This window comes from Roseateles sp. FW301-B2 (assembly GCF_058788955.1).
In genome coordinates, this window is the sequence record NZ_JBYTBE010000008.1 from 46,822 (window position 1) to 70,045 (window position 23,224).

The 23,224-nt window shown below is 68.7% G+C and carries 19 protein-coding genes and 1 tRNA gene; 6 read left to right on the forward strand and 14 right to left on the reverse strand.

What is annotated here, in order from left to right:
• Window positions 1-7: 7 nt before the first annotated feature.
• The 3 genes from guaA to guaB all read right to left on the reverse strand — a co-directional run bounded on the left by guaA (window position 8) and on the right by guaB (window position 4,452).
• On the reverse strand, window positions 8-1,612 hold the full coding sequence (gene guaA / locus AC3WQY_RS07625; RefSeq protein WP_285231555.1) for a glutamine-hydrolyzing GMP synthase: 1,605 nt from the start codon (window positions 1,610-1,612) through the stop codon (window positions 8-10).
• Window positions 1,613-1,625: 13 nt separating this feature from the next.
• Complete coding sequence (locus AC3WQY_RS07630; RefSeq protein ID WP_285231554.1) at window positions 1,626-2,921, reverse strand: MFS transporter; 1,296 nt, start codon at window positions 2,919-2,921, stop codon at window positions 1,626-1,628.
• Between the two features lie 61 nt (window positions 2,922-2,982).
• Window positions 2,983-4,452, reverse strand: coding sequence for an IMP dehydrogenase (gene guaB, locus AC3WQY_RS07635; protein WP_285231553.1), 1,470 nt, complete (start codon window positions 4,450-4,452; stop codon window positions 2,983-2,985).
• Window positions 4,453-4,606: 154 nt separating this feature from the next.
• Between guaB and AC3WQY_RS07640 the strand changes: the two genes are divergently transcribed.
• Window positions 4,607-5,143, forward strand: coding sequence for a DUF4124 domain-containing protein (locus AC3WQY_RS07640; RefSeq protein WP_492707162.1), 537 nt, complete (start codon window positions 4,607-4,609; stop codon window positions 5,141-5,143).
• Between the two features lie 25 nt (window positions 5,144-5,168).
• Here AC3WQY_RS07640 and AC3WQY_RS07645 read toward each other — a convergent pair whose 3' ends face one another.
• Together AC3WQY_RS07645 and AC3WQY_RS07650 are read right to left on the reverse strand one after the other, a co-directional pair.
• Window positions 5,169-5,516 (reverse strand): RnfH family protein, encoded by a 348-nt coding sequence (locus AC3WQY_RS07645; RefSeq protein WP_492707164.1) that lies wholly within the window; start codon window positions 5,514-5,516, stop codon window positions 5,169-5,171.
• The gene (locus AC3WQY_RS07650) at window positions 5,503-5,961 is read right to left on the reverse strand and encodes a type II toxin-antitoxin system RatA family toxin (protein WP_285231550.1); all 459 of its coding nucleotides are present in this window, start codon (window positions 5,959-5,961) and stop codon (window positions 5,503-5,505) included. Before AC3WQY_RS07650 ends, AC3WQY_RS07645 begins: the two co-directional genes overlap by 14 nt.
• Before the next feature lie 58 nt (window positions 5,962-6,019).
• Between AC3WQY_RS07650 and smpB the strand changes: the two genes are divergently transcribed.
• Window positions 6,020-6,493, forward strand: coding sequence for an SsrA-binding protein SmpB (smpB, locus tag AC3WQY_RS07655; protein WP_285231548.1), 474 nt, complete (start codon window positions 6,020-6,022; stop codon window positions 6,491-6,493).
• Here the strand turns inward: smpB and AC3WQY_RS07660 are convergent.
• From AC3WQY_RS07660 to AC3WQY_RS07690, 7 genes are all read right to left on the reverse strand, one after another.
• A complete protein-coding gene (locus AC3WQY_RS07660; RefSeq protein WP_492707167.1) occupies window positions 6,479-7,702 on the reverse strand; it encodes a PLP-dependent transferase in 1,224 nt (407 codons plus the stop codon). The genes smpB and AC3WQY_RS07660 overlap by 15 nt on opposite strands.
• Complete coding sequence (rimO, locus tag AC3WQY_RS07665) at window positions 7,699-9,099, reverse strand: 30S ribosomal protein S12 methylthiotransferase RimO (protein ID WP_492707169.1); 1,401 nt, start codon at window positions 9,097-9,099, stop codon at window positions 7,699-7,701. Before rimO ends, AC3WQY_RS07660 begins: the two co-directional genes overlap by 4 nt.
• Window positions 9,100-9,130: 31 nt before the next feature.
• On the reverse strand, window positions 9,131-9,700 hold the full coding sequence (phaR, locus tag AC3WQY_RS07670; protein WP_285231543.1) for a polyhydroxyalkanoate synthesis repressor PhaR: 570 nt from the start codon (window positions 9,698-9,700) through the stop codon (window positions 9,131-9,133).
• Between the two features lie 112 nt (window positions 9,701-9,812).
• Window positions 9,813-13,196, reverse strand: a complete 3,384-nt coding sequence (locus AC3WQY_RS07675) for a two-component regulator propeller domain-containing protein (RefSeq protein ID WP_492707171.1) — start codon at window positions 13,194-13,196, stop codon at window positions 9,813-9,815.
• 138 nt (window positions 13,197-13,334) lie between these two features.
• A tRNA-Val gene (locus tag AC3WQY_RS07680) sits at window positions 13,335-13,411 on the reverse strand.
• 64 nt (window positions 13,412-13,475) lie between these two features.
• Window positions 13,476-15,758 (reverse strand): RelA/SpoT family protein, encoded by a 2,283-nt coding sequence (locus AC3WQY_RS07685; protein ID WP_492707173.1) that lies wholly within the window; start codon window positions 15,756-15,758, stop codon window positions 13,476-13,478.
• Entirely contained in the window at window positions 15,755-16,621 is an 867-nt protein-coding gene (locus AC3WQY_RS07690) for an alpha/beta fold hydrolase (protein WP_492707175.1), read from the reverse strand. The genes AC3WQY_RS07685 and AC3WQY_RS07690 overlap by 4 nt, the downstream gene beginning before the upstream one ends.
• Before the next feature lie 46 nt (window positions 16,622-16,667).
• Between AC3WQY_RS07690 and AC3WQY_RS07695 the strand changes: the two genes are divergently transcribed.
• On the forward strand, window positions 16,668-17,441 hold the full coding sequence (locus tag AC3WQY_RS07695) for a 3-hydroxybutyrate dehydrogenase (protein ID WP_492707177.1): 774 nt from the start codon (window positions 16,668-16,670) through the stop codon (window positions 17,439-17,441).
• Between the two features lie 4 nt (window positions 17,442-17,445).
• Here the strand turns inward: AC3WQY_RS07695 and AC3WQY_RS07700 are convergent, their stop codons facing one another.
• Entirely contained in the window at window positions 17,446-18,153 is a 708-nt protein-coding gene (locus tag AC3WQY_RS07700; RefSeq protein ID WP_285231525.1) for an SIMPL domain-containing protein, read from the reverse strand.
• Window positions 18,154-18,344: 191 nt separating this feature from the next.
• Here AC3WQY_RS07700 and ompR point away from each other — a divergent pair, with 191 nt between their 5' ends.
• Entirely contained in the window at window positions 18,345-19,073 is a 729-nt protein-coding gene (ompR, locus tag AC3WQY_RS07705) for an osmolarity response regulator transcription factor OmpR (protein WP_285231524.1), read from the forward strand.
• A complete protein-coding gene (locus AC3WQY_RS07710) occupies window positions 19,073-20,392 on the forward strand; it encodes an ATP-binding protein (RefSeq protein WP_492707180.1) in 1,320 nt (439 codons plus the stop codon). Before ompR ends, AC3WQY_RS07710 begins: the two co-directional genes overlap by 1 nt.
• Window positions 20,393-20,398: 6 nt before the next feature.
• Here the strand turns inward: AC3WQY_RS07710 and ispF are convergent, their stop codons facing one another.
• On the reverse strand, window positions 20,399-20,899 hold the full coding sequence (gene ispF / locus AC3WQY_RS07715) for a 2-C-methyl-D-erythritol 2,4-cyclodiphosphate synthase (protein WP_285231522.1): 501 nt from the start codon (window positions 20,897-20,899) through the stop codon (window positions 20,399-20,401).
• A 97-nt stretch (window positions 20,900-20,996) separates the two neighbouring features.
• Between ispF and AC3WQY_RS07720 the strand changes: the two genes are divergently transcribed.
• On the forward strand, window positions 20,997-23,216 hold the full coding sequence (locus AC3WQY_RS07720) for a patatin-like phospholipase family protein (protein WP_492707182.1): 2,220 nt from the start codon (window positions 20,997-20,999) through the stop codon (window positions 23,214-23,216).
• Window positions 23,217-23,224: the final 8 nt, after the last annotated feature.

Consider the following 23,224-nt stretch of genomic DNA (forward strand, 5'->3'; position numbering starts at 1 on the left):
TAAGCCATCACTCCCACTCGATCGTGGCGGGAGGCTTGCTCGAAACGTCGTAGGTCACGCGGTTGATGCCGCGCACCTCGTTGATGATGCGGCCCGAGGTGCGCTTCAGGAGGCTGTAGGGCAGCTCGGCCCAGTCGGCGGTCATGAAGTCGCTGGTCTGCACCGCGCGCAGCGCCACCACGTAATCGTAGGTACGGCCGTCGCCCATCACGCCCACGCTCTTCACCGGCAGGAACACCGTGAAGGCCTGGCTGGTGAGTTCGTACCAGGTCTTGCCGCTGGCTTCGTCCTTGGTGTTGCGCAGCTCTTCGATGAAGATCGCGTCGGCGCGGCGCAGCAGATCCGCGTACTCCTTCTTCACCTCGCCGAGGATGCGCACGCCCAGGCCCGGGCCCGGGAAGGGATGGCGGTAGACCATCTCGGGCGGCAGACCCAGGGCCACGCCCAGCTCGCGCACCTCGTCCTTGAAGAGCTCGCGCAGCGGCTCCAAGAGCTTCAGGCCGAGCTGCTCGGGCAGGCCGCCGACGTTGTGGTGGCTCTTGATGGTGGTGGCCTTCTTGGTCTTGGTGCCACCGCTTTCCACCACATCGGGGTAGATGGTGCCCTGGGCCAGGAAGGTCGCGCCCTTGTGGCCCTTGTCACCGGCCTTGAGCTTGGCGGCCTCGGCCTTGAACACGTCGACGAACAGGCCGCCGATGATCTTGCGCTTCTGTTCCGGGTCGGTGACACCGGCCAACTGGCCCAGGAAGAGCTCGCTGGCATCGACGCGGATGACATGGGCATGCAGCTTGCCGGCAAACATGTCCATCACCATATCGCCCTCGTTCAGGCGCAAGAGGCCATGGTCGACGAACACGCAGGTGAGCTGGTCGCCGATGGCGCGGTGGATCAGGGCCGCGGCCACCGAGGAGTCCACGCCGCCGGAGAGGCCCAGGATGACCTCCTCATCGCCGACCTGCTCGCGGATCCTGGCCACGGCCTCGTCGATATAGCTGCCCATGATCCAGTCGCCCTTGCAGCCGGCGATGTCGCGCACAAAGCGCGTCAGCAGCGCCTGGCCCTGCAGCGTGTGCGTGACCTCGGGGTGGAACTGCACCGCGTAGTAGCCCTTCTCCTCGTTCGCCATGGCGGCGATCGGGCAGCTGGGCGTGGAGGCCATCAGCTTGAAGCCGGGCGGCAGCGTGGCGACCTTGTCGCCATGGCTCATCCAGACCTTGAGCATGCCGTGGCCCTCGGGCGTGGCGAAGTCCTCGATGCCGTTCAGCAGCTTGGTGTGGCCATGGGCGCGCACCTCGGCATAGCCGAACTCGCGGTGGTCGCTCCAGGCCACCGAACCGCCCAGCTGCACCGCCATGGTCTGCATGCCGTAGCAGATGCCCAGCACCGGCACGCCCAGGTCCCACACCGCCTGCGGCGCGCGCAGTTCGTGGTCTTCGTAGGTGGAGGCATGGCTGCCGGAGAGGATGATGGCCTTGGGTGCGAAACCGCGGATGAACTCATCCGACACATCGTTGGGGTGGATCTCGCAGAACACATGGGCCTCGCGCACGCGGCGCGCGATCAGCTGGGTGACCTGGGAACCGAAATCGAGGATCAGGATCTTGTCATGCATGGCGTGGCAACTCTCAAGGCTTGGTAACTGAGGCGGAGGGGGCCGCGGCCGCATTGGCAGCCGCCGCGGGGCCCGACACATGCACGCGGTGGAAATGCCGCCATGCAAAGAAGAGCGCGCAGGCTTGCAGCAGCGCGCAGAAGTAGAACGGCGCGCCGATGCGCCAGTCGCCCTTGGGCAGCTCGGACACCAGGCCCAGCAGGCCCGCGCCGATGACGGGGGCGAACACCGCCATCAGGCTGTTCAGCGAGGCCACGGCGCCCATGGTCTGGCCCTGGGTCTTGGCATCGGCGGCATTGGAAATCATGCCCTGGATGGCGGCGCTGGCGGCAAAGCCGAGCAGATTGCAGGCGATCACCGCATACATCATCCAGCCCTCGCTGGCCGCGCCCCAGCCGGCAAAGGCCAGCACCGAGGAGATCAGGCCCAGCATGGCGAGGCGCTCGGAGGAGAACACTTTCAGCAGCTTGGTGAGCAGAAAGCCCTGCACCAGCACCGACATCACGCCCACCGCGAACATCGACCAGCCGTTCTCCTTGGGGCCCCAGCCGAACTTGAAGCTGGTGTAGAGCACCCAGCTGCTGTGCAGGATGAACTGCGCCAGCGCCGACAGGCCGATCACATAGACCAGCGGGCCCACGCCCTTGAGCGAGGCCAGCTTCTTGAGCGAGGCCACCGGATTGGCCTGGCGCCAGCTGAAGGGCCGGCGGCTCTCGGGCTTGAGCGACTCGGGCAGCACGAAGAAGCCGTACAACCAATTCGTCAGCGCCAGGCAGCCCGCCACCACAAAGGGCAGGTGCAGATTGATGGCGCCCAGCAGCCCGCCCATCACCGGGCCCAGGATGAAGCCCAGGCCGAAGGCCGCGCCCAGCATGCCGAAGCGCTTGGCGCGCTCCTCGGGGGCGGAGATGTCGGCCACATAGGCATTCGCCACCGCGGCATTGCTCTGCATCGCGCCGCTCACGAGGCGCACCGCAATCAGCATCCACAGCGCGGTGGCCATGGCGGTGACGAAGAAGCTCAGCGCCAGGCCGCAGAAGCCGATCAGCAGCACCGGCCGGCGGCCGTAGCGGTCGGACAGCGCGCCCAGGATGGGCGAGCCCAGGAAATTGGCAAAGCCGAAGGCAAAGGCCACCACGCCGTACCAGAAGGCGTGGTCAGCCTGCGAGCCGGTGAAGGTCCCCACCAGCGGCGGCAGCACCGGGATGATGAGGCCGATGGCGATCATGTCGATCAGCACCGTGACCATGATGAAGCCCATGCCGGCGGCGCGCTTCGCGGGTAGGCCAGCTGCTGCGGAGTCACTCACTGCGATGATTTCCTTAAGTGAGGAACGGGGCACTAGGCCCCGTTCGTCAAGCGGCTAGCGCTTATTCAGAGCGGTAGTTCGGCGCTTCCTTGGTGATCTGCACATCGTGCACATGGCTTTCGCGCATGCCCGCCGAGGTGATCTCCACGAACTCCGCCTTGTTCTGCATGTCGGCGATGGTGGCGCAACCGCAGTAATGCATCGAGGCCTTCAGGCCACCGGCCATCTGGAAGATGACCTGCACCACCGAGCCCTTGTAGGGCACCTGGCCCTCGATACCCTCGGGCACCAGCTTGGAGGTGTTGGGGTTGTTGGCCGAGGTGTCCTGGAAGTAGCGGTCTGCCGAGCCCTTGGCCATCGCACCCATCGAGCCCATGCCGCGGTAGCTCTTGTAGCTGCGGCCCTGGTAGAGGATCAGGTCGCCGGGGGCTTCTTCGGTGCCGGCAAAGGCGCCGCCCATCATCACGCAGTCGGCGCCCGCGGCGATGGCCTTGGCCAGGTCGCCCGAGAAGCGCACGCCGCCGTCGGCGATCACCGGCACGCCGGTGCCGCGCAGCGCGGTGGCGACGTTGTCGATGGCGGTGATCTGGGGCACGCCCACACCGGCGACGATGCGGGTGGTGCAGATCGAGCCCGGGCCGATGCCGACCTTGACGCCATCGGCGCCGGCTTCCACCAGGGCCAGCGCGGCCGCGCCGGTGGCGATATTGCCGCCGATCACGTCCACGCCGGGGAAGTTCTGCTTCACCCAGCGCACGCGCTCCAGCACGCCGGCGCTGTGGCCGTGCGCGGTATCGACGATCAGCGCGTCCACGCCGGCCTTCACCAGCAGGCTGACGCGCTCTTCGGTGTCGTCACCGAAGCCCACCGCGGCACCCACGCGCAGCTTGCCCTGGGCATCGCGTGCGGCGTTGGGGAAGCTGGTCTGCTTGGTGATGTCCTTCACCGTCATCAGGCCGCGCAGCTCGAAGGCGTCGTTGACGACCACCACGCGCTCCAGCTTATGCTTGTGCATCAAGGCCTTGGCCTGCTCCAGCGAGGCGCCCTCCTTGACGGTGATGAGGCGTTCGGCCGGCGTCATGATCTCGCGCACCGCGACATCCATGCGGGTCTCGAAACGCAGGTCGCGGCCGGTGACGATGCCCACCACCTTCTTGCCGTCCAGCACCGGGAAGCCCGACACGCCATGCAGGCGCGAGAGCTCCACCACCTCGCGCACGGTGGCGCTGGGGGTGATGGTGAAGGGCTCGCGCACCACACCCGATTCGTAGCGCTTCACGCGCGCCACTTCACGGGCTTGTTGCTCGGCCGAGAGGTTTTTGTGGACGATACCGATGCCACCCTCTTGCGCGATGGCGATGGCCAGACGCGCCTCGGTGACCGTGTCCATGGCGGCGGACACGAGCGGCAGGTTCAGTTGGATATTGCGCGACAGACGGGTCGCAAGGCTGGTGTCGCGAGGCAACACCTGGGAGAACGCTGGCACCAACAACACATCATCGAAGGTGAGCGCTTTTCCTAGAAGGCGCATGAGGGAAGCTCCAGACGCAAAGCGGCATTATACGGAGTTCGGCGCGAGGCGTCCGGCGGGCATGGCTGCGGACATTTGGCAACACCTCCGGCCGGCCCTGCAAGGGGCCGGCGGCGCTACACTGAGTCCCTCCTTTCGCACCCCGATGGCGCCCATGTCCGCACCGCGTATTTCCAACCCGCCGGCCGGGTTCTACCGCCTCATCGTCTGCCTGGCTCTGCTGGCCCTGGCGGGCACGGCGCAGGCGCAGTGGAAGTGGCGCGATGCCCGTGGCAATGTGCAGTACAGCGACCTGCCCCCGCCGCCCGGCGTGGCGGAGAAGGACATCCTGCAGCGCCCGGTCAACCAGCGCCAGCGCATCGTCGTGACGCCGGTGGGCACCGGCGCTGCCAATGCCGCCAGCGCCCCGGCGGCCGCGGCGAGCACCCCCGCAAGACCCGACCCCGATGCGGCCGCACGCAAGAAGCAGGAACAGGAGCAGGCCGCGCAGCGCGTCGAAGAGGATCGCAAGCTGAAGGCCCAGAAGGCCGAGAACTGCAAGACCGCGCAGGGCCAGTTGCGCCTGCTGGAAGACGGTGTGCGCATCAGTCGCAAGGACGAGCGCGGCGAACGCGTGTTCCTGGACGATCAGCAGCGCGCCGAAGAAACCAAGCGCGCACGCGCCATCATCGCGGTGGATTGCGCGCGCTGACGATCAGCGCAGGGTCAGCGCGAGTTCAACGCGAGGTCTTGCCGGCCAGCGGCCGGTGCCGCGAGACGATGCGCTCGCCCTTGGCGCGGTAGCGTTCGCGCCGCGCCTCCTTGGGATCGACGGTGAGCGGGCGATAGATCTCGATGCGGTCGCGCGCGCGCAGCGGCGTGTCGAGCGCCTGCAGCCTGCCCCAGATGCCGATCTTCAGCGTGGGCAGCTGCTCGAGCAGCGCGGCGTCGAGCTCGCCGCAGCCGCGCAGGGCCTGCTCCAGCGTGGTGCCGGCGCTCAGCTGCAGCAGGCAATGCCGCACATCGCCGCGGGCCGGGCTCCACACCAGTTCGACCGCGAAGCGCTCGCCCTCAGCGTGGCCCATAGACCGCCTCGGCACGCTGCACAAAGCTGTCGACAAAGGTGTTGGCGATGCGGTCGAACACCGGGCTCACCACCGCCTCCAGCGCCATGCTGGAGAAGGCATAGCTGAGCTCGAACTCGATCTTGCAGGCGAGTTGCTCGCCCTCGCCGCCCGGCTTGCCCAGGGGCAGAAAGCTCCACACGCCGTCCAGCGAGGAGAACGGCCCATCCACCAGGCTCATCTGCACGCGATGCGGCGCCTCGTGGGTATTGCGGGTGGTGAAGGCATGGCGCACCCCGGCATAGGCCAGGCCCAGCCTAGCCGTCATGCCGGCCTCATGTTCGTCGCTGACCTCGGCGCGTTCGCACCAGGGCAGGAACTCCGGATAGCGGGTGACGGCCGTCACCAACTCGTACATCTCGCGCGGCGAGTACCAGAGCAGAACGGATTTCTTGACGTGCTTCATACAATGGCTGGATTGTATTGGGGCCGACCGCCCCATTCCTGCCCCCAGATTGAGCCCCATGTCGATTGCTGAAAACCGCCGCGCCCGATTCGAATATCACATTGAAGAACAGTTCGAGGCCGGCATGGTGCTGGAGGGCTGGGAGGTCAAGGCGGTGCGTGCCGGCCAGGTCCAGCTGACCGACGGCTACGTGATGATCCGCGACGGCGAGCTGTTCCTGATCGGCTGCCGCATCAACCCGCTGCGCACCGCCTCCACCCACGTCAACCCCTTGGCCGACCGCACCAAGAAGCTGTTGATGAAGAAGGAGGAAATCCGGCGCCTGATCGGCAAGGTGGAACAGAAGGGCTTCACCCTGGTGCCGCTGAACCTGCATTACAAGGGCGGGCGCGTGAAGTGCGACATCGCCCTGGCCAAGGGCAAGGACCTGCACGACAAGCGCGAGACCGAGAAGAAGCGCGATTGGGAGCGCGAAAAGGGCCGCTTGATGCGGCACGCCGTGCCGTCCAACAAGCGCTCAGGCAAGGACTGAGAGCGCCCGCTCCAGGTCGGCGCGCAGATCGGCCTCGGCCTCCAGGCCGATCGCGAAGCGCACGATCTGCCCCTCGGCATAGGGCAGGCCCAGCGCGCGGCTGCGGCTCATGTCGTAGGGCACGGCCAGGCTCATCGGGCCGGCCCATGAATAGCCGATGCCGAAGAGTCGCAGCGCATCCACGAAGGCATCGACCTCGCGCTGGCCGTACTGCGGCTTGAACACCACGGAAAACAGGCAGGCCGCGCCGGCCGAACTGGTCTGCAGCCAATGCTCGTGCCCCGGCGAGCCGGGCAAGGCGGGATGCAGCACCCGCGCCACCTCGGGCCGCGCCTGCATCCACGCCGCCAGCGCGCGCGTGCAGGCATCCTGGGCCCGGTAGCGCAGCTCCAGCGTGGGCAGGCCGCGCAGCACCAGCTCCACATCGTTCTGGCCCAGGCCGTAGCCCAGGTGCTCGTGCGCATGGTTGAGGCGCTCGTGCAGGGCCAGATCGCGGGTGCAGACCGAGCCCATCAGCACATCGGCGCCGCCCGAAGGGTATTTGGTAAGCGCCTGCATGACGATGTCGCAACCCAGGCCAGCATGGCTTTGCGGTGCGATCTCGAAGGCATTGAAGGCAAGACCTGCCCCCCAGGTGTTGTCCATCGCGGTCAGCACGCCGTGCGACTTGCAGGCCTGCAGGAGGCCGATCAGATCGGGGAATTCCAGCGTGATCGAGCCCGCCGCCTCCAGCCAGACCAGCTTGGTCTGCGGCCCCAGCAGGGCCTTGAACCCGGCCGCGTCGAGCGGATCGTAGAAGCGGTGCGTGATGCCGAACTGCGGCAGGAAGGACTCGCTCAGATAGCGGTTCTGGCCGTAGACATTGTCCGGGACCAGCACCTCGTCGCCGGGGCGCAGCAGGCCCAGGCTCACCAGGGTCACGGCCGCCAGGCCGCTGGGCACCAGCAGGCAATGCTCGGCATGCTCCAGCGTGGCCAGGCGCGCCGCCAGGGTGTAGCTGGTGGGTGTGCCATGCAGGCCGTAGCGGTAGCTGTGGCCATCGCGCGGGCGCGGGGTGCGCAGGTCGGCGGTGTTCTTGAACAGCACCGTCGAGGCCTTGTAGACGCCCACCGGCACCGCCTCCCAACCCTCCGGCGCCCGATAGGGGTGGTGGATCTGCTGGGTGCTGACGGCCTGCGGCTGCTTGTCGCGCTGCTGCTGCTCGCTCATATGGGCATGGCGATCAGGTCATGGCCTTCGGTGGCGACGATGCGCGCACGCGTGAACTCACCCACCTTGAGTTGCTTGCTGGCCTTCTCGGGCGGCAGCAGGCGCACGGTGCCGTCGATCTCCGGCGCGTCGGCGTAGGAGCGCCCCACCCCACCCTTGCGGCCCAGGGCCGGGGCGGAATCAACCAGCACCTGCATGGTGGCGCCGACACGGCGCGCCAGCTTGGCGGCGGAAACCCGCTCGGCCACTTCCATGAAGCGGGCACGGCGCTCCTCGCGCACGGCCTCGGGCAAGGCACCGTCCAGCTCGTTGGCGCTGGCGCCCTCCACCGGCGAGTAGGCGAAGCAGCCGGCGCGGTCGATCTGCGCTTCCTGCATGAAGTCCAGCAGGTACTGGAATTCGGCCTCGGTCTCGCCGGGGAAGCCGGCGATGAAGGTGGAGCGGATCACGATGTCCGGGCAGCTCTCGCGCCAGCGCAGGATGCGCTCCATATTCTTCTCGCCATTGGCGGGGCGCTTCATCCGCTTGAGCACGTCCGGGTGGGCATGCTGGAAGGGCACGTCCAGATAGGGCAGCACCAGTCCTTCGGCCATCAGCGGCAGCACCTCGTCCACATGGGGATACGGGTAGACGTAGTGCAGGCGCACCCAGGCACCATATTGCTTGGCCAGCTCGCCCATCTGCGCCACCAGGTCCAGCATGCGGGTCTTGACCGGCTTGCCATCCCAGAAACCCATGCGGTACTTGACGTCCACGCCATAGGCGCTGGTGTCCTGGCTCACCACCAGCAGCTCCTTCACGCCCGACTCGAACAGCGCGCGCGCCTCGTTCAGCACGTCGCCGATCGGGCGCGAGACCAGGTCACCGCGCATGCTGGGGATGATGCAGAAGCTGCAGCGGTGGTTGCAGCCCTCGCTGATCTTCAGATAGGCGTAATGCTTGGGCGTGAGCTTGATGCCGGCCACGCCGCGTGCCTCGGGCACCAGATCGATGAAGGGATCGTGGGGCTTGGGCACATGGGTGTGCACCGCGTCCATCACCTCCTGCGTGGCATGCGGGCCGGTCACGGCCAGCACGCTGGGATGCATCTCGCGCACCAGGCTGCCGGCGTCCGAGCTGGCATGACCGGCCTTGGCGCCCAGGCAGCCGGTGACGATGACCTTGCCGTTCTCGGCCAGGGCCTCGCCGATGGTGTCTAGGCTCTCCTTCACCGCGTCGTCGATGAAGCCGCAGGTGTTGACGATCACCAGATCGGCACCGGCAAAGGTCTTGGAGGTTTCATACCCCTCCGCACGCAGCTGCGTGAGGATGAGCTCGGAGTCGGTCAGCGCCTTGGGGCAGCCCAGGCTGACGAAGCCGATCTTGGGGGCGGAGTTCTGGACGGGTGCTTCATTCATCCCGCGATTATCTCAGCCCCGACCGGCGCTGCTATTTCTTGGGCGGAAATCCCGGCATGCCAGGCATACCGGGGAAGGCCTTCTGCATCTGCTCGGTCATCTGTTCGATCAGGTTCTTGGACTGCTCGACATAGTTGCCCATCAGGCCCTGCATCACCGGCGACTGGCCGCTGAGAAACTGCGACCACAGCTCGGGGCTGAAGGGCAGCCCCTTGCTCTGCTCGGTGAACTTGCTCTGCAGCTCGCCGAAGGTCTGCATGTTCTTTTCCAGATAGGCGCCCATCACGCCCTGCATCGCATTGCCATAGAAGCGGATGATCTGCTCCAGCAGCTGGGTGGTGAACATCGGCATGCCACCGGTCTCCTCCTCCAGGATGATCTGCAGCAGGATGGAACGCGTCAGGTCCTCGGCCGTCTTGGCGTCGCGCACCTCGAAGGCAATGCCCTCCAGCACCATCTTCTTGACATCGCTGAGGGTGATGTAGCTGCTGGTATGGGTGTCGTAGAGGCGGCGGTTCGGGTACTTCTTGAGTACGCGCGGGCCGGCAGCCGCCGGTGTGCCTTCTGCAGAGGCAGACTTGCCGCGACGGGCAGTAACCATGAAAACTCCCAGGGAAAATCTTGCTGTATGCGCGCAGATTCTAGGAGTCGCCGCCACGCGGGGCTGACGGGTTTACCCCTGCGCGACCACAGCATTGCGCGGAGTTCGCTCATCAGGCGGGCAGCGCCGCCTCGCGCCATTCCGCCGGCGGGCGCCGCAGCGCCGCCAGCACCAGGGCTTCATCGCGGCAGCTGTAGACCTGCAGCTCACCCTGGCGCACGCAGGCCTGCAAATCGGTCTGCGCACGCACCATCAGGGCGTCGGCGCTGCCGCGCTCCTGCAGGCCCCGGCCCGCGACCAGGCCGACCCAGGCATTGCGCCCGGAACGCTTGGCGGTCAGCAGGGCCAGATCGGCCAGCCGCACCACGTCCTGCCAGCCCAGCGCGCGCGGATCGGCATCCACAAAGGGCAGGCAGGCAAAGCCGATCGAACAGGTGATGGCCAGCCGGCGGCCATCGTCCAGCACAAAGGGGCTTTCCACCACCACGCTGCGCAGGCGCTCGGCCAGCTCCTGCACGCGCAGGCGGTTGGTATCGCGCGCCACCGCCAGGAATTCCTCTCCACCCCAGCGCACCAGATGATCCGACTCGCGCAGCACCGTGCGCAGGCGCCGCCCGAACTGCACCAGCACCGCGTCGCCGGCGGCGTGGCCGTACTCGTCGTTGACCTGCTTGAAGTGATCGATGTCGATCAGAAAGAACAGGCTGTCGGTATCCACCGGCTGCGGCACCGCGGTCAGCGCCGCCTCGCGCGCGCGCCGCTGACTGGCGGCGATTTCGGCCTCGATATGCTCGGCCAGGAAACGCCGGTTGTGCAGGCCGGTAAGCGGGTCGCTGATGCTGGCCAGCTCCAGCACGCGCGATTTCTCCTCCAGCGCGCGCGAGACCTGCTCCAGCGCGGCCGTGCGCTCGCTCACCTTGAGCTCGAGCTCGCGCTGGCGCCTGCGCAGCCAGCGCGTACGCAGCTGCACCACCGCCACCACGGTCAGCAGCAGGAGCAGCAGCACCAGCAGCTTGAACCAGAGCGTCTGATGCCAGGCCGGCAGCACGCGGATCGGCAGGCTCAGCACCGCCTCGCTCCAGGCGCCGTCGCGGTTGGAGCCGCGCAGCTGCAGCTGGTACTGGCCGGGTGGCAGGTTGGTGTAGCTGGCCAGGCGGCGGGTGGCGTCGCTGGCGATCCAGTCGCGGTCAAAGCCCAGCAGGCGATGGGCATAGCGGTTGCGATCCGGCGCCGAGTAATCGAGCGCCGCATACTCCACCGCAAAGCTGTTCGCGTCCGGCTGTATCTCCAAGCTGGACAACTCGGCCTGCTGCGCCGGCCCGATGCCGCGCAGCAGGCTGCCCGCCACCAGCTGCCGCCCGCCCGCATGCAGCTCGCTGATCACCAGCGGCGGCCGGTAGCTCCAGGGCTGCACATGCGCGGGCCGCACGATGGTCATGCCGCCGGCGCCGCCGAACAGCAACTCGCCCTCGCTGCTGCGCGCCGCCGAGCCGGTCCAGTAGGTCTGGAATTCAACGCCCTCGGCGCGCCGCAGGGCCCGCACCTCCAGGGTCTTGGGATGGATGCGCGCCAGGCCGTTGTCGGTGCTGACCCACAACTGGCCCTGGCCATCCTCCAGCAGGGCGTTGACGGTCTCGTCCGGCAAGCCCTCGGCCAGCCCGATGCGGCGCTGTTGCCCATCCGGCTCCAGCAACTTGATGCCACCGCCATAGGTGCCGACCCAGAGCCGTTGCTGGCGGTCGGTATAGAGCGCGGTGATGAAGCCGGCACTGGGCTGCGCGCCCGTGTTGCCAACGTCCAGCGGCACGGGGCGGACCACGCCGGTCCCGGGCTCAAGGTGGTTCAGGCCATTGCGCGTGCCGATCCAGATGCCGCCGGCGGCCGCGCGCGCCAAAACAACGATGCGCTCGTCGCTGAGGCGCTGGCCGCGCCCGCGCAGCTCCAGGCGGGCCTGACCGCTGCGCAGGTCGAGCGACCACAGGCCGTCGCTCTGCCCGCCGATCCAGAGCTTGCCGCCCTCGGCCAACAGGGTCCAGGTGGACGCGGCCGGATCGCGGCCGGGCCATTGCACCCGGCTGATGCGGCTGCCGTCGGCGGCGGCGCGGTAAAGCCCGCGCTTGGTGGCGATATAGACCTGTCCATCGCCGCCCAGCTCCAGGGCCAGCACGATGTCTGCCGGCAGCGCCCGTTCCGGCCGCCGCGCATCCGGCCGCAAGGCCGCCACCAAGGCGCCGCTGCTGTCGATGATCTCGACGCCGCGCTTGTGCGTGCCCAGCCAGAAGCGGTCCGGGCCGACCGGCAAGATCCAGCTGACCTCGTTGCTGGCGGCTTGCTCACCCGCATCGCAGCGCAGCTGCGGCGCGCAGGGCGGCGCACCGTACATGGTGAGCACGGCCGCCTGGCCGGGATCGTGGCGGCTCAGGCCGCGGTTGCTGGCCACCCAGACCAGCCCCGAACGGTCGCGGTGAAAACCGCGCACCGCGTTGTCCGCCAGGCTCACCGGCAGGCTGGGCAGGTGGCGGATGTGACGCGTCTGCGCGGTGGCCAGGTCCACCACCTGAATGCCCCGCGTCAGCGTGCCCAGCCAGATCTCGCCCGGCCGGGCTTCGATGATGCCCGTCACCGGCTCGCTGCCGAGCGCGGCCGCCTGGGGCTGCGCAGCACTGCTGCGCAACGGCACTGCCGCGGCGTCGGCGCGCGCCATCTTGAAGGCGCCATGCTGGGCCGTGCCTATCCAGACCTGGCCCAGGCTGTCTTCGTACAGACTGAGGGTCCGCGGCTGCGGCCCGCCGCTGGGCAGGGGCACGGCGGCAAAGCGCGGCGCACGCACCTCGCGCCTGAACAAGCCCTCCTCGGTACCGACCCACAGACCGCCATCGCGGCTGCGCAACAGACTCAGCACCTGCAAGCCGGACAGGCCGGCCGCTTCCCCGGACAGGCGCTGCACCGCCGAGCTGGTGGCGTCCACATGGTCCAGGCCCGCGTTGGTGCCCACCCAGAGCCCGCCGTTGCCATCGTCGATGATGCTGTTGACGCTCACATGGCTGAGCCCGGCCTGGCCCACCGGGAGGGTGGTGAAACTGTTGCTGGCACGCTCGTAGCGCACCAGGCCCGCGCCGCTGGTGCCGATCCAGAGCCGGCCGGCCGCATCGGCATGCAAGGTCTGGATGAAGTTATCGGGCAGCGCCGTGGGCTGCTTGGGATCGGCCTTGTAAACGCGGAAGCGGTAGCCGTCCCAGCGCGCCAGCCCGGCCAGGGTGCCCACCCACAGAAAGCCATCGCCGTCCTGGGCCACCGAGGTCGCGATCTCGTTGGGCAGGCCCTGCTCCTGGCGCAGATGCTGGAAGCTGGTCTGCACCAGCGCCGACCAGCGCGCCGGCGCCGCCCCGGCGGGCGCGGTCAGGCAGGGCAGCACCGCGAACAAGAGGCCCAGCACCCAGGGCAGAAGTCCGTGGCCGTAGGGGATGTGCGGTGGCGGATGGTGCGGCTGAGTCACGCCCGCATTGTGTACGAGGCCCGGCGCGCCCAATATCGGCGCAAGCCCGCAGAAGTCGGCCACCTCAGCGCAAAGCAAAAAGCCCGGCAACTCGCTGAGTTACCGGGCTTCCGTGTACTAGGGTGTACCTACCAAATTTGGTAGGCGCGATTGGATTCGAACCAACGACCCCCACCATGTCAAGGTGGTGCTCTAACCAACTGAGCTACGCGCCTGAAGAGCTTCGCAGTATAGCACGCATTTTCGAGTCGTCCAGAAACATGCACTCATCCATCGCATTCATTTGCGGCGCGCGCCGCGTACCCCGTTCACCTGGGCCACCGCACGCAGCACCTGGGCCAGGCGGGCCGAGTCGGCCACCTCGACGGTGAAGCTCATCCAGGCGGTGTCGCCGCGCAGCTCCTTGGCGGACTGGGTGTTCACCGCGGTGACATTCATCTTCTCCTTCGCGAACACTTCCAGCACATCGCGCAGCAGGCCCGCGCGCACCGAAGCCTCGACGATCACGTCGACCGGATAGAGCAGGCCCTTCTTCTCGCCGCCCTCCCCCCAGGCCACCGCGATCACGCGCTCGGGCGCGCGCTGCGCCATCTGGCGGAAGTTGCTGCAATCGCGGCGATGGATGGCCACGCCCTTGCCCCGCGTCACATAGCCGGCGATGACATCGGGCGGCGCGGGCCGGCAGCAACGCGCCAGATTGGTGAGCAGCGAATCGACGCCCACCACCAACACACCTCCCTGACCCCCCTGCCGGGGCGCGCTGCTGCCGGCCTTGGTGCGGCGCTGCGCCAGCATCTCGTCGGTATCGGGCTCGGGCGCCGGCGGACGCAGCAGCAGCTCGATATTGCGCAGCGAGTACTCGTCCTTGCCCACGACCTCGAACAAGGCGTCGGCATGCTTGAAGCCCAGGCGCCCCGCCAGATCCTCCAGTTTGATGGCCGTCTTGCCCTCGCGCTGCAGCAGCTTCTCCACCAGCTCGCGGCCCTTGGCAATCGTCTGCGCCTGCGCCTGCGCGTTGAACCAGGCGCGCACCTTGGTGCGGCTGCGCTGGCTGTGCAGATAGCCCAGCTCGGGGTTGAGCCAGTCCAGCGAGGGGCCGCCCTCCTTGAGCGCGGTGATCTCGACCGTCTGGCCGCTCTTCAGCGCGGTGTTGAGCGGCACCATCACGCCATCGATCTTGGCGCCGCGGCAGCGGTGGCCCAGATCCGTGTGCAGGGCGTAGGCGAAATCGATCGGCGTGGCCCCGGCGCTCAGCTCGACGATGGCGGCCTGCGGCGTGAACACATAGATGCGGTCGTCGAACACCGCCGCGCTCTCGCCCGCCAGGGTGTCGCGCTCCCAGGCCAGCAGCTGGTGCAGCACCGCCTTGCGCGCCTCGGCCACGCGTTCCTCGAACTCGCCCGCGGCGCTCACGCCCGCATAGCCCTTGGTGCCGGCCTCCTTGTAGGCCCAATGCGCGGCCACGCCATGCTCGGCATGCTCGTGCATGGCGCGCGTGCGTATCTGCACCTCCATCACGCGCCCGTCGGCCCCTGCCACCACCGTGTGCAGCGACTGGTAGCCATTCGGCTTGGGCTTGGCGATGTAGTCGTCGAACTCGCCCGCCATGGGCGTGTAATGCTCGTGCAGATAGCTCAGCGCGGCATAGCAGTCCTGCACCGAAGGCACGATCACGCGCAGCGCGCGCAGGTCGAACACGCGCGCCAGCGTCAGGTCCTTGCCCTGCATCTTTTTCCAGATGCTGTAGAGATGTTTGGGCCGCCCCTGCACCTCGGCCGCGATGCCCTGCCCCTGCAGGCCCGTCAGCAGCGTCTGCCGGCAGGACTCCACATGCTGCTCGCGCTCCAGGCGTTTCTCGTCCAGGCCCTTGGCGATCTCGCGGTATTTCTCGGGCTCGAGGAAGCGGAAGGAGAGATCCTCGATCTCCCACTTGATCTGCCAGATGCCCAGGCGGTTGGCGAGCGGCGCGAACACCTGCTGCGACTCGGCCGCCAGCGCACGCGGGCAGGCCCGCTTGCTGGCGGCAAAGTAACGCAGCGTCTGCAGGCGCGAGGCCAGCCGCAACAGCACCACACGCAGGTCGCGCGAGAACGCCAGCAGCATCTTGCGCACGCGCTCGGTCTGCTGCGAGAGCTGCTCCTCGCCCACCACCGCCTCGCGCGCCGCGCGCTGGATCTGCACCAGCTTGCGCGTGTGCGTGACCAGGCTCGCATAGCTCTCGCCGAAGGCCTTGGCGACGATCTCCTCGGGCTTGTTGAGGAAGTCGCCCGCATAGACCAGGTAGGCGGCGGCCTGCATCGCCGGCGCGGCGCCCACGCCCGCCAGGATGGCGGCCACGCCGTCGGCATGGGCCAGCGCCTCTTCGCCGGTATCGAGCGGCTGGCCGCTCAGCAGCGGCTCGGCAAAGGCGCGCGCGCGCGGCACCGGCAGGCTGGATTCGCCGGCCTTGGCGTCGGGATGGCTGCTGGGCAGGGCCAGGGGCAGGCCGGCCTGCGCGTCGGCATCCAGCAGCGCCACGATCGGTGCCGCATGCTCGGCAACAGCGCTAAGTCCGGTCTTCATGCGGCCAACAGGAACTCGCTCAGCAGGCCGATCTGCCCGGGGTCGTTGAGCATCGGTGCATGGCCCACGCCGGTCAGCTCACGCAGCTGGGCCTTGGGGCCGCGCGCGCGCATGGCCTGCGCGGTGGCGGCGGACAGCAGGTCCGAGTCGGCGCCGCGCACCAGCAGGGTCGGGCAGCGCAACACGTCATAGGCGCGCCACAGCATGGCCTCGCCGGCGGCGGCAAGTTCCGGCGTCACGGCGGCCAGCGGCTCGGCAATGCGCGGGTCGTAGTGCAGGCGCACGCCGCTGCCCGCGGGTTTGAACATCGGGCGCGAGAGCGCCAGCCAGGCCGCCTCGCTGTGCGGGCCGAAGCCGGCCGAAATGCTGCGCAGATAGGCCGCGCCCTCCTCCAGCGAGGCGAAGTCCATGCGCTGGCCCAGGTAGCTGCCGATGCGCTTGATCGCATCGGGCTCGATCGCCGGGCCGACATCGTTGAGCACCAGGCGCCGCACCGGATTGCCTGGCAGCGCCGCCAGCCCCATGCCGATCAAGCCGCCCATCGAGGTGCCCACCCAGTCGACCTGTTCCACGTCCAGGCGCGCCAGCAGGGTCACCATATCGGCCACGTAAGTGGGGATCTGGTAGAGCGCCGGATTGGCAAGCCAGTCGGAACTGCCGCGCCCCACCACATCGGGGCAGATCACGCGGTACTGCGCCGCCAGCGCCTGGGCCAGGGCATCGAAATCGCGCCCCTGGCGCGACAGCCCGTGTACGCAGACCAGCACGCGCGGGTTGTCGCGCGCGCCCCATTCCCAATAGCCCATGCGGTGCAGGCCGGCGGGGCTCAGGCATTGCACATGTTTCAGCAGCGGTTCAGCCATACTTCGTATCCTTCACGGACATCGTAACAACGCCCAGAGGATCCTCATGTTGTTGAATGGCAAGACCGCCCTCGTCACCGGCTCCACCAGCGGTATCGGCCTGGGTATCGCCCTCTCGCTCGCTCGCCAGGGCGCCCGTATCGTGCTGAACGGCTTCGGCGATGTCGAGGCGCCCAAGGCCCAGGTGGCGGCCCTCGGCGTAAAGGTGGGCTATCACGGCGCCGACATGAGCAAGCCGGCCGAGATCGAGGCCATGATGGCCTATGTGAATGCCGAGTTCGGTGGCTGCGACATCCTCGTCAACAACGCCGGCATCCAGCATGTGGCCCCGGTGGAAGACTTCCCGGTCGAGCGCTGGGACGCCATCATCGCCATCAACCTCAGCTCGGCCTTCCACACCACCCGCCTGGCCCTGCCCGGCATGAAGGCGCGCGGCTGGGGCCGTGTCGTCAATCTGGCCTCCGTGCATGGTCTGGTGGCCTCCGCGCAGAAATCGGCCTATGTGGCGGCCAAGCATGGCCTGGTGGGCTTCACCAAGGCGGTGGCGCTGGAGACCGCCACCAGCCCGGTGACGGTCAACGCCATCTGCCCCGGCTGGGTGCTGACCCCGCTGGTGCAGAAACAGGTGGACGCACGCGCCGCCGCCGACGGTGTGGACGACGCGGAGGCCAAGCGCCGCCTGCTGGCCGAGAAACAGCCCTCGCTGCAGTTCACCACGCCCGAGCAGCTCGGCGAACTGGCCGTCTTCCTGTGCTCGGACGCGGCCGCCAATGTGCGCGGCCAGGCCTGGAGCCTGGACGGCGGCTGGACCGCTCAATAACGCTTCACTTCCCCATCAGCACCACGCCACTCACGGTGGCGCTGACGCTGGCCTTGCCGGCCTCCACCGGCAGGGCCTCGTCGGCCATGGCAGCGGACTTGAAGCGCGCCATCGGCGCGGCCATGGGCTGCGGCATATTGCTGTCGGCGCTCACCGTCACCTCGCCGATCTGGTAGCCGCCGTAGCCGAACTGGCGCGCATAGTCGGCCGCCTTGGCCTTGTAGCGTGCGATCGCCTGCGCCACCACGTCGCTCTCCTGCTTCTCTCGCGCCTCGCGCGAGAGGCTGTAGCCCACGCTGGCAATGCTCATGCTGCTCACGCGGCCGGTCAGCTGCGCGATCGCGGCCATGTCCTTGCCCTCCACCAGCAGCTCGGCCGAGCCCTGCCAGCCATTGATGCCGCCCTTGGGTGCATAGCGCGGATAGAGCGAGAAGTTGCCGGTCTGCACCTCCACCGCGCCGGGCTTGGCGATCTTGCGCGCCTCGGCCAGGGCCGCGTCCAGCGCCTGCTTGAGCTGGCTCTGCACCAGGCCGGCATCGCTGCCCTCCTTGGTGATGCCGAAGCGCACCGTGAGCGTGTCGCGCGGCACTTCCACGGTGGCGCTGGCACTCAGGCTGAGGGCGTCGCGGCGCGGCGCCTCGGCCGCGGCCGCGCTGCCGGCGGCCAGGGCCAGCGTGATGGTGGTGGCGGCGATGGAAAGCTTCGAGTTCATATTCCTCCTTGGCGGGCAGCATGCCCTGTCGGAGCCAGCATAGCGCCCGACCCCTCTCCACCGTTGACCGCCGTTGACCGCCATGGCCCAGATGAAGCAAGTGTTACCAAGCTGTAACGACTGCTGCGAGCTGCAAGACCTCGGCAAAAAACGGCTCACAATGCCTCTGTTACAAATTCAGGAGTCGCGCCATGAGCAGCAACGCCCGCCCCAATCGCATCCTGGTCGTGGACGACGACGCCCGCATCCGCGACCTGCTGCGCCGCTACCTCACCCAGGAAGGCTTTGACGTGCTGCTGGCCGAGGACAGCAAGGCCCTCAACAAGCAGCTGACGCGCGAGACCGTGGACCTGATCGTGCTGGACCTGATGCTGCCCGGCGAGGACGGCCTGTCGATCTGCCGGCGCCTGCGCGGCGGCAACGACAACACCCCCATCATCATGCTCACCGCCAAGGTTGAGGAGGTGGACCGCATCGTCGGCCTGGAGGTGGGCGCCGACGATTACCTGGCCAAGCCCTTCAACCCGCGCGAGCTGCTGGCCCGCATCAACGCGGTGCTGCGCCGCCGCCCGCCGCCGGAAGCGCCCGGCGCGCCCTCCAAGGAGCCGATGACGGTGACCTTCGGGCCCTTCGAGTTCGACCTCGCGCTGCGCCGCCTCTCCAAGGGTGGCGAGGCGCTGCCGCTCACCACCGGCGAGTTCTCGATGCTGAAGGCCCTGGTGCGCCACCCGCGCCAGCCGCTCTCGCGCGACAAGCTGGCGCAGCTGGCGCGCGGCCGCGAGTTCGAGCCCTTCGACCGCAGCCTGGACGTGCAGATCTCGCGCCTGCGCAAGCTGCTGGAGGCCGACCCCGCCCAGCCCCGCTACATCCAGACGGTGTGGGGCGTGGGCTATGTGTTCGTGCCTGACGAAGCAAGTTGATGCCCCACCCCCGGCTGGCGCTGAATCTTTTCTGGCGCACCTTTGCCCTGCTGGCCATTCTGCTCACCGGCGGTGTGCTGGCCTGGCAGCAGACCTTCAAGGTGCTGGAGGCCGAGCCGCGCGCGCTCGAGGCGGCGCACCAGCTGGCCGGCCTGGTCAACCTCAGCCGCATCGCGCTGACCAATACCGACAGCATCAACCGCGTTGCGGTGATCAAGTCGCTCACCAGCGAGGACGTGCTGGTGGAGGTGGCCGAGGTCACCGACCAATGGCAGGCCTTCGACCTCAGCCCCTTTGCCAAGCAGCTGGCCCAGGCCCTGCGCGCGCGCCTGGGGCAGAACACCGTGGTGGCACGCAGCCTGAACGGGCGCGCCGGCCTGTGGGTGCGCTTCGGCATCGGTGACGACCAGTTCTGGCTGCGCACCAGCCCCGAGCCGCTCTCGGTCTCCTTCACCAACAACTGGTGGTGGGTGCTGATCGCCTTCATGGCCACGCTGCTGGGCTCGGTGGCGATCGCGCGCCTGATCAACCAGCCGCTGCGCGAGCTGAGCGTGGCGGCCGGCCGCATCCGCGAGGGCGAATACGACTCACGCCTGGACGAGACCACCCGCACCAGCGAGATCCGCGAGGTCAATATGGGCTTCAACCGCATGGCGCGTGAGCTTGCCAAGCTGGAGGAAGACCGCGCGGTGATGCTGGCCGGCATCTCGCACGATCTGCGCACGCCGCTGGCGCGGCTGCGCCTGGAAATGGAAATGAGCGTCTCCGACGAGCAGGCGCGCCAGTTCATGGCGCAGGACATCGACCAGCTCGACGCCATCATCAGCAAGTTCATGGACTATGCGCGCCCCACCGAGCTGGCGCTGGAGGCTTTTCCGCTGATCGACGTGGTGGAGCGCGAGGCCCAGGGCTTTCGCGATCCGAGCCAGATCCGCATCCGCATCGAGGTGCCGCGCGAACTCAAGGTCTGGGCCGACGACACCGAGCTGGGCCGGGTGCTGCTGAACCTGCTCGAGAACGCGCGCCGCTATGGCCATGAGGAGGGTCAGCCGGCGCTGGTGGAGATCAGCGCCCAGCCCCAGGGCGGCGAGATCCTGCTGCAGGTGCGCGACCATGGCCCCGGCGTGCCCGAGGACAAGCTGGCGCGCCTGACCACGCCCTTCTACCGCGGCGACAGCGCGCGTACCTCGGCCACCGGCGCCGGCCTGGGCCTGGCGATCGTGGAGAAATCGGTGCAGCGCCTGGGCGGCTTCGTGCACATCGCCAATGCCAGCGATGGCGGCCTGGTGACGGTGCTGCGACTGCGTCGCGCCGCCTGAGCGGACTCAGCCGGCGCTCAGCAGGCAGACCGCGCGCGCCTCGATCGCGCGGCCCTCGCCCACCGGCCCCATCTTCTCGGCCGTCTTGGCCTTCACATTGACTTGCGCCAGCTGGATGCCCAGCACCTCGGCCAGGCGCGCGCGCATGGCCGGGATATGCGGCGCCATCTTGGGCGCCTGGGCCACGATGGTGGCATCCAGATTGACGATCAGCCAACCCTCGGCGCGCACGCGCCGGTAGGCCTCGGCCAGCAAGACCATCGAGTCCGCGCCCTTGAACTCGGCCGCGGTGTCGGGAAAGAGCTTGCCGATATCGCCCAGCGCGGCCGCGCCCAGCAGGGCATCGGTGATGGCATGGGCCAGCGCATCGGCATCCGAGTGGCCCAGCAGGCCGTGGCTGTGCGGGATCGTCACGCCGCCCAGAATCAGGGGGCGATCGGTCACCAGGGCATGGGTATCCCAGCCTTCGCCAATGCGCAGTGGAGCTGGTGTCGGAGGCAATGTCATGGGGCGCGTTCAGCCTGCTTGCAAAGGCCCTGAGCTTATCGCACTCAACAAGGCCGCCGGACTGCGCTATGGTGGCGGCCGCGACGCCCTGCCCTCCATGACCTTACGCCCACGCCACCTTCCCCTGCTGCTCCTGACCCTGCTGCTGGCCGCGCCGCTGCGCGCCGAACCGCCCGGACCGCCCGAGGCGCTTGAGCGGCCGGAGCGCCCCAGGATCGGCCTGGTGCTCTCGGGCGGCGGCGCCCGCGGGCTGGCGCATATCGGCGTGCTCAAGGTGCTGGAGGAGCTGTGCGTGCCGGTGGACCTGGTGGTGGGCACCAGCATGGGGGCGGTGGTGGGCGGCGCCTATGCCTCCGGGCGCAGTACCGCCGAGCTGCAGGACTTCGTGCTGCGCAGCGACTGGGACGCCATCCTGGCCGACCGCCCGCCGCGGCAAGACCTGACCCTGCGCCGCCGCATCGAGGACCAGCTGCTGCCCTCGCGCCTGGAACTGGGCCTGAGCCGGGCCAGCGGCGCCAGCCTGCCACCCGCCGCGGCCGGCAACAGCGCGCTCGAGTTCACGCTCGAAAGCCTGGTGCCCGACGAGATCGCCGAGCAGCCGATCAGCCAGCTGCGCCTGCCCTTTCGCGCCATCGCCACCGATCTGCTGAATGGCGAGCTGATCGAGATGGTGGACACACCGCTGTTCCTGGCGATGCGCGCCTCGATGGCGGTGCCCGGCGTGTTCGCGCCGGTGCGCGTAAACGGCCGGCCGGTGGTGGACGGCGGCCTGGTGCGCAATCTGGGCGTCGACATCGCGCGCAAGATGGGGGCCGAGCTGATCATCGCGGTGAACGTGGGTTCGCCGCTGCTGGAGGCGCGCGAGATCACCAGCGCGGTGGGCGTGGCCAACCAGATGCTGCAGATCCTCACCAACCAGAACGTCGAGCGCTCGCTGCGCCAGCTGCAGCCGCAGGACGTGCTGATCGACCCCGACCTGGGCAATCTCAGCTTCATGGACTTCACGCGCCAGGCCGAGGCGCTGGACGCCGGCCAGCGCGCCGCCATGGCCGCGCACGAACGCCTGCGCGCGCTGTCGCTGAGCCCCGAGGCCTATGCGGCGCTGGAACGGCTGCGCCGCAGCGCCCCCGGCAACCTCGCCAAGGCCCTGCCGCTGGCCAGCCTCAGCATCGCGGGCACGCAGCGCAGCAACCCCGAGGCCTTGCGCAATGAGCTGGACCTCAAAGCCGGCCAGCCGATCAGCCAGGCCGAGATCAACAAGGCCGCCGCCCAGCTCTATGGCAGCGGCGACTTCGAGCGCGTCGACAGCCAGGTGCAGGATCGCGACGGCCAGCGCCATGTCACCCTGCATGTGGCCGAGGCCGACTGGGCGCGCAGCCGCCTGCGTCTGGGGCTGGAGCTCTACAGCAATTTCGCCGACGCGAATCGCTTCTCGCTGGTGGCCATGCATGTGGCCACCTGGCTGAACGCCTGGGGCGCCGAGCTGCGCAGCACCGGCCGCATCGGCGCCGAGCGCGGCCTGGGCACGCAGCTGATGCAGCCGCTGGGCCCCGGCTCGCCCTGGCATCTCAGCGGCACGCTGGCCTACCAGGCCGGCGGCAGCGACCTGTTCGACAACGGCCGCCGCGCCCTGCGCCTGGCCTCCAGCTCGGGCAGCGCCAGCCTGGCGCTGGGCCGCAATCTGGGCAACTGGGGCGAGGTCGAGCTGGGCGTGGCGCGCACGCGCAGCTCGGTGCATGTGGAAATCCCGGCCGACCCGGCCCTGCCCGAGTCCACCGCCACCTTCCAGCAGCAGTTCGCGCAGATCAGCGTGGACACACTGGATTCGCTCGGCTTCCCCAGCCGCGGCGTGCTGCTGAACGCGCAATGGCAGCGCTACCGGCGCGCCGAGCAGCAGGCCCATCAATTCGGTGCGCTGGGCCTGGCGGCCTTCCGCGCCGGGCTGTGGGCGGGCCATCTGTATGGTGAGTGGAGCCACACCGACCTGGGCAGCACCAGCCCGCTGGGCGGCTTCCTGCGCCTCTCGGGCACGGCCGATCAATCGCTCAGCGGCCGCAGCAGCGCGCTCGCGCGCGTGGTGATGGCGCGCCGCATCGGCCATATGCCGATCGGCCTGGGCGGCGCGGTGCGCGCCGGTTTCTCGATGGAGCTGGGCGGCGTGAGCCCGGAGCGCACGCTGCCGCGCCTGGGCGAGCTGAAGCTCGCCGGCAGTGGCTTCCTGGCGGTGGACACGCGCTTCGGCCCCTTCTACCTGGCCGCCGGCGGCACCAAGGGCGGCGGCGCCTCGCTCTACCTCTACCTCGGCCCGATCTGGTAAGCGCGGCG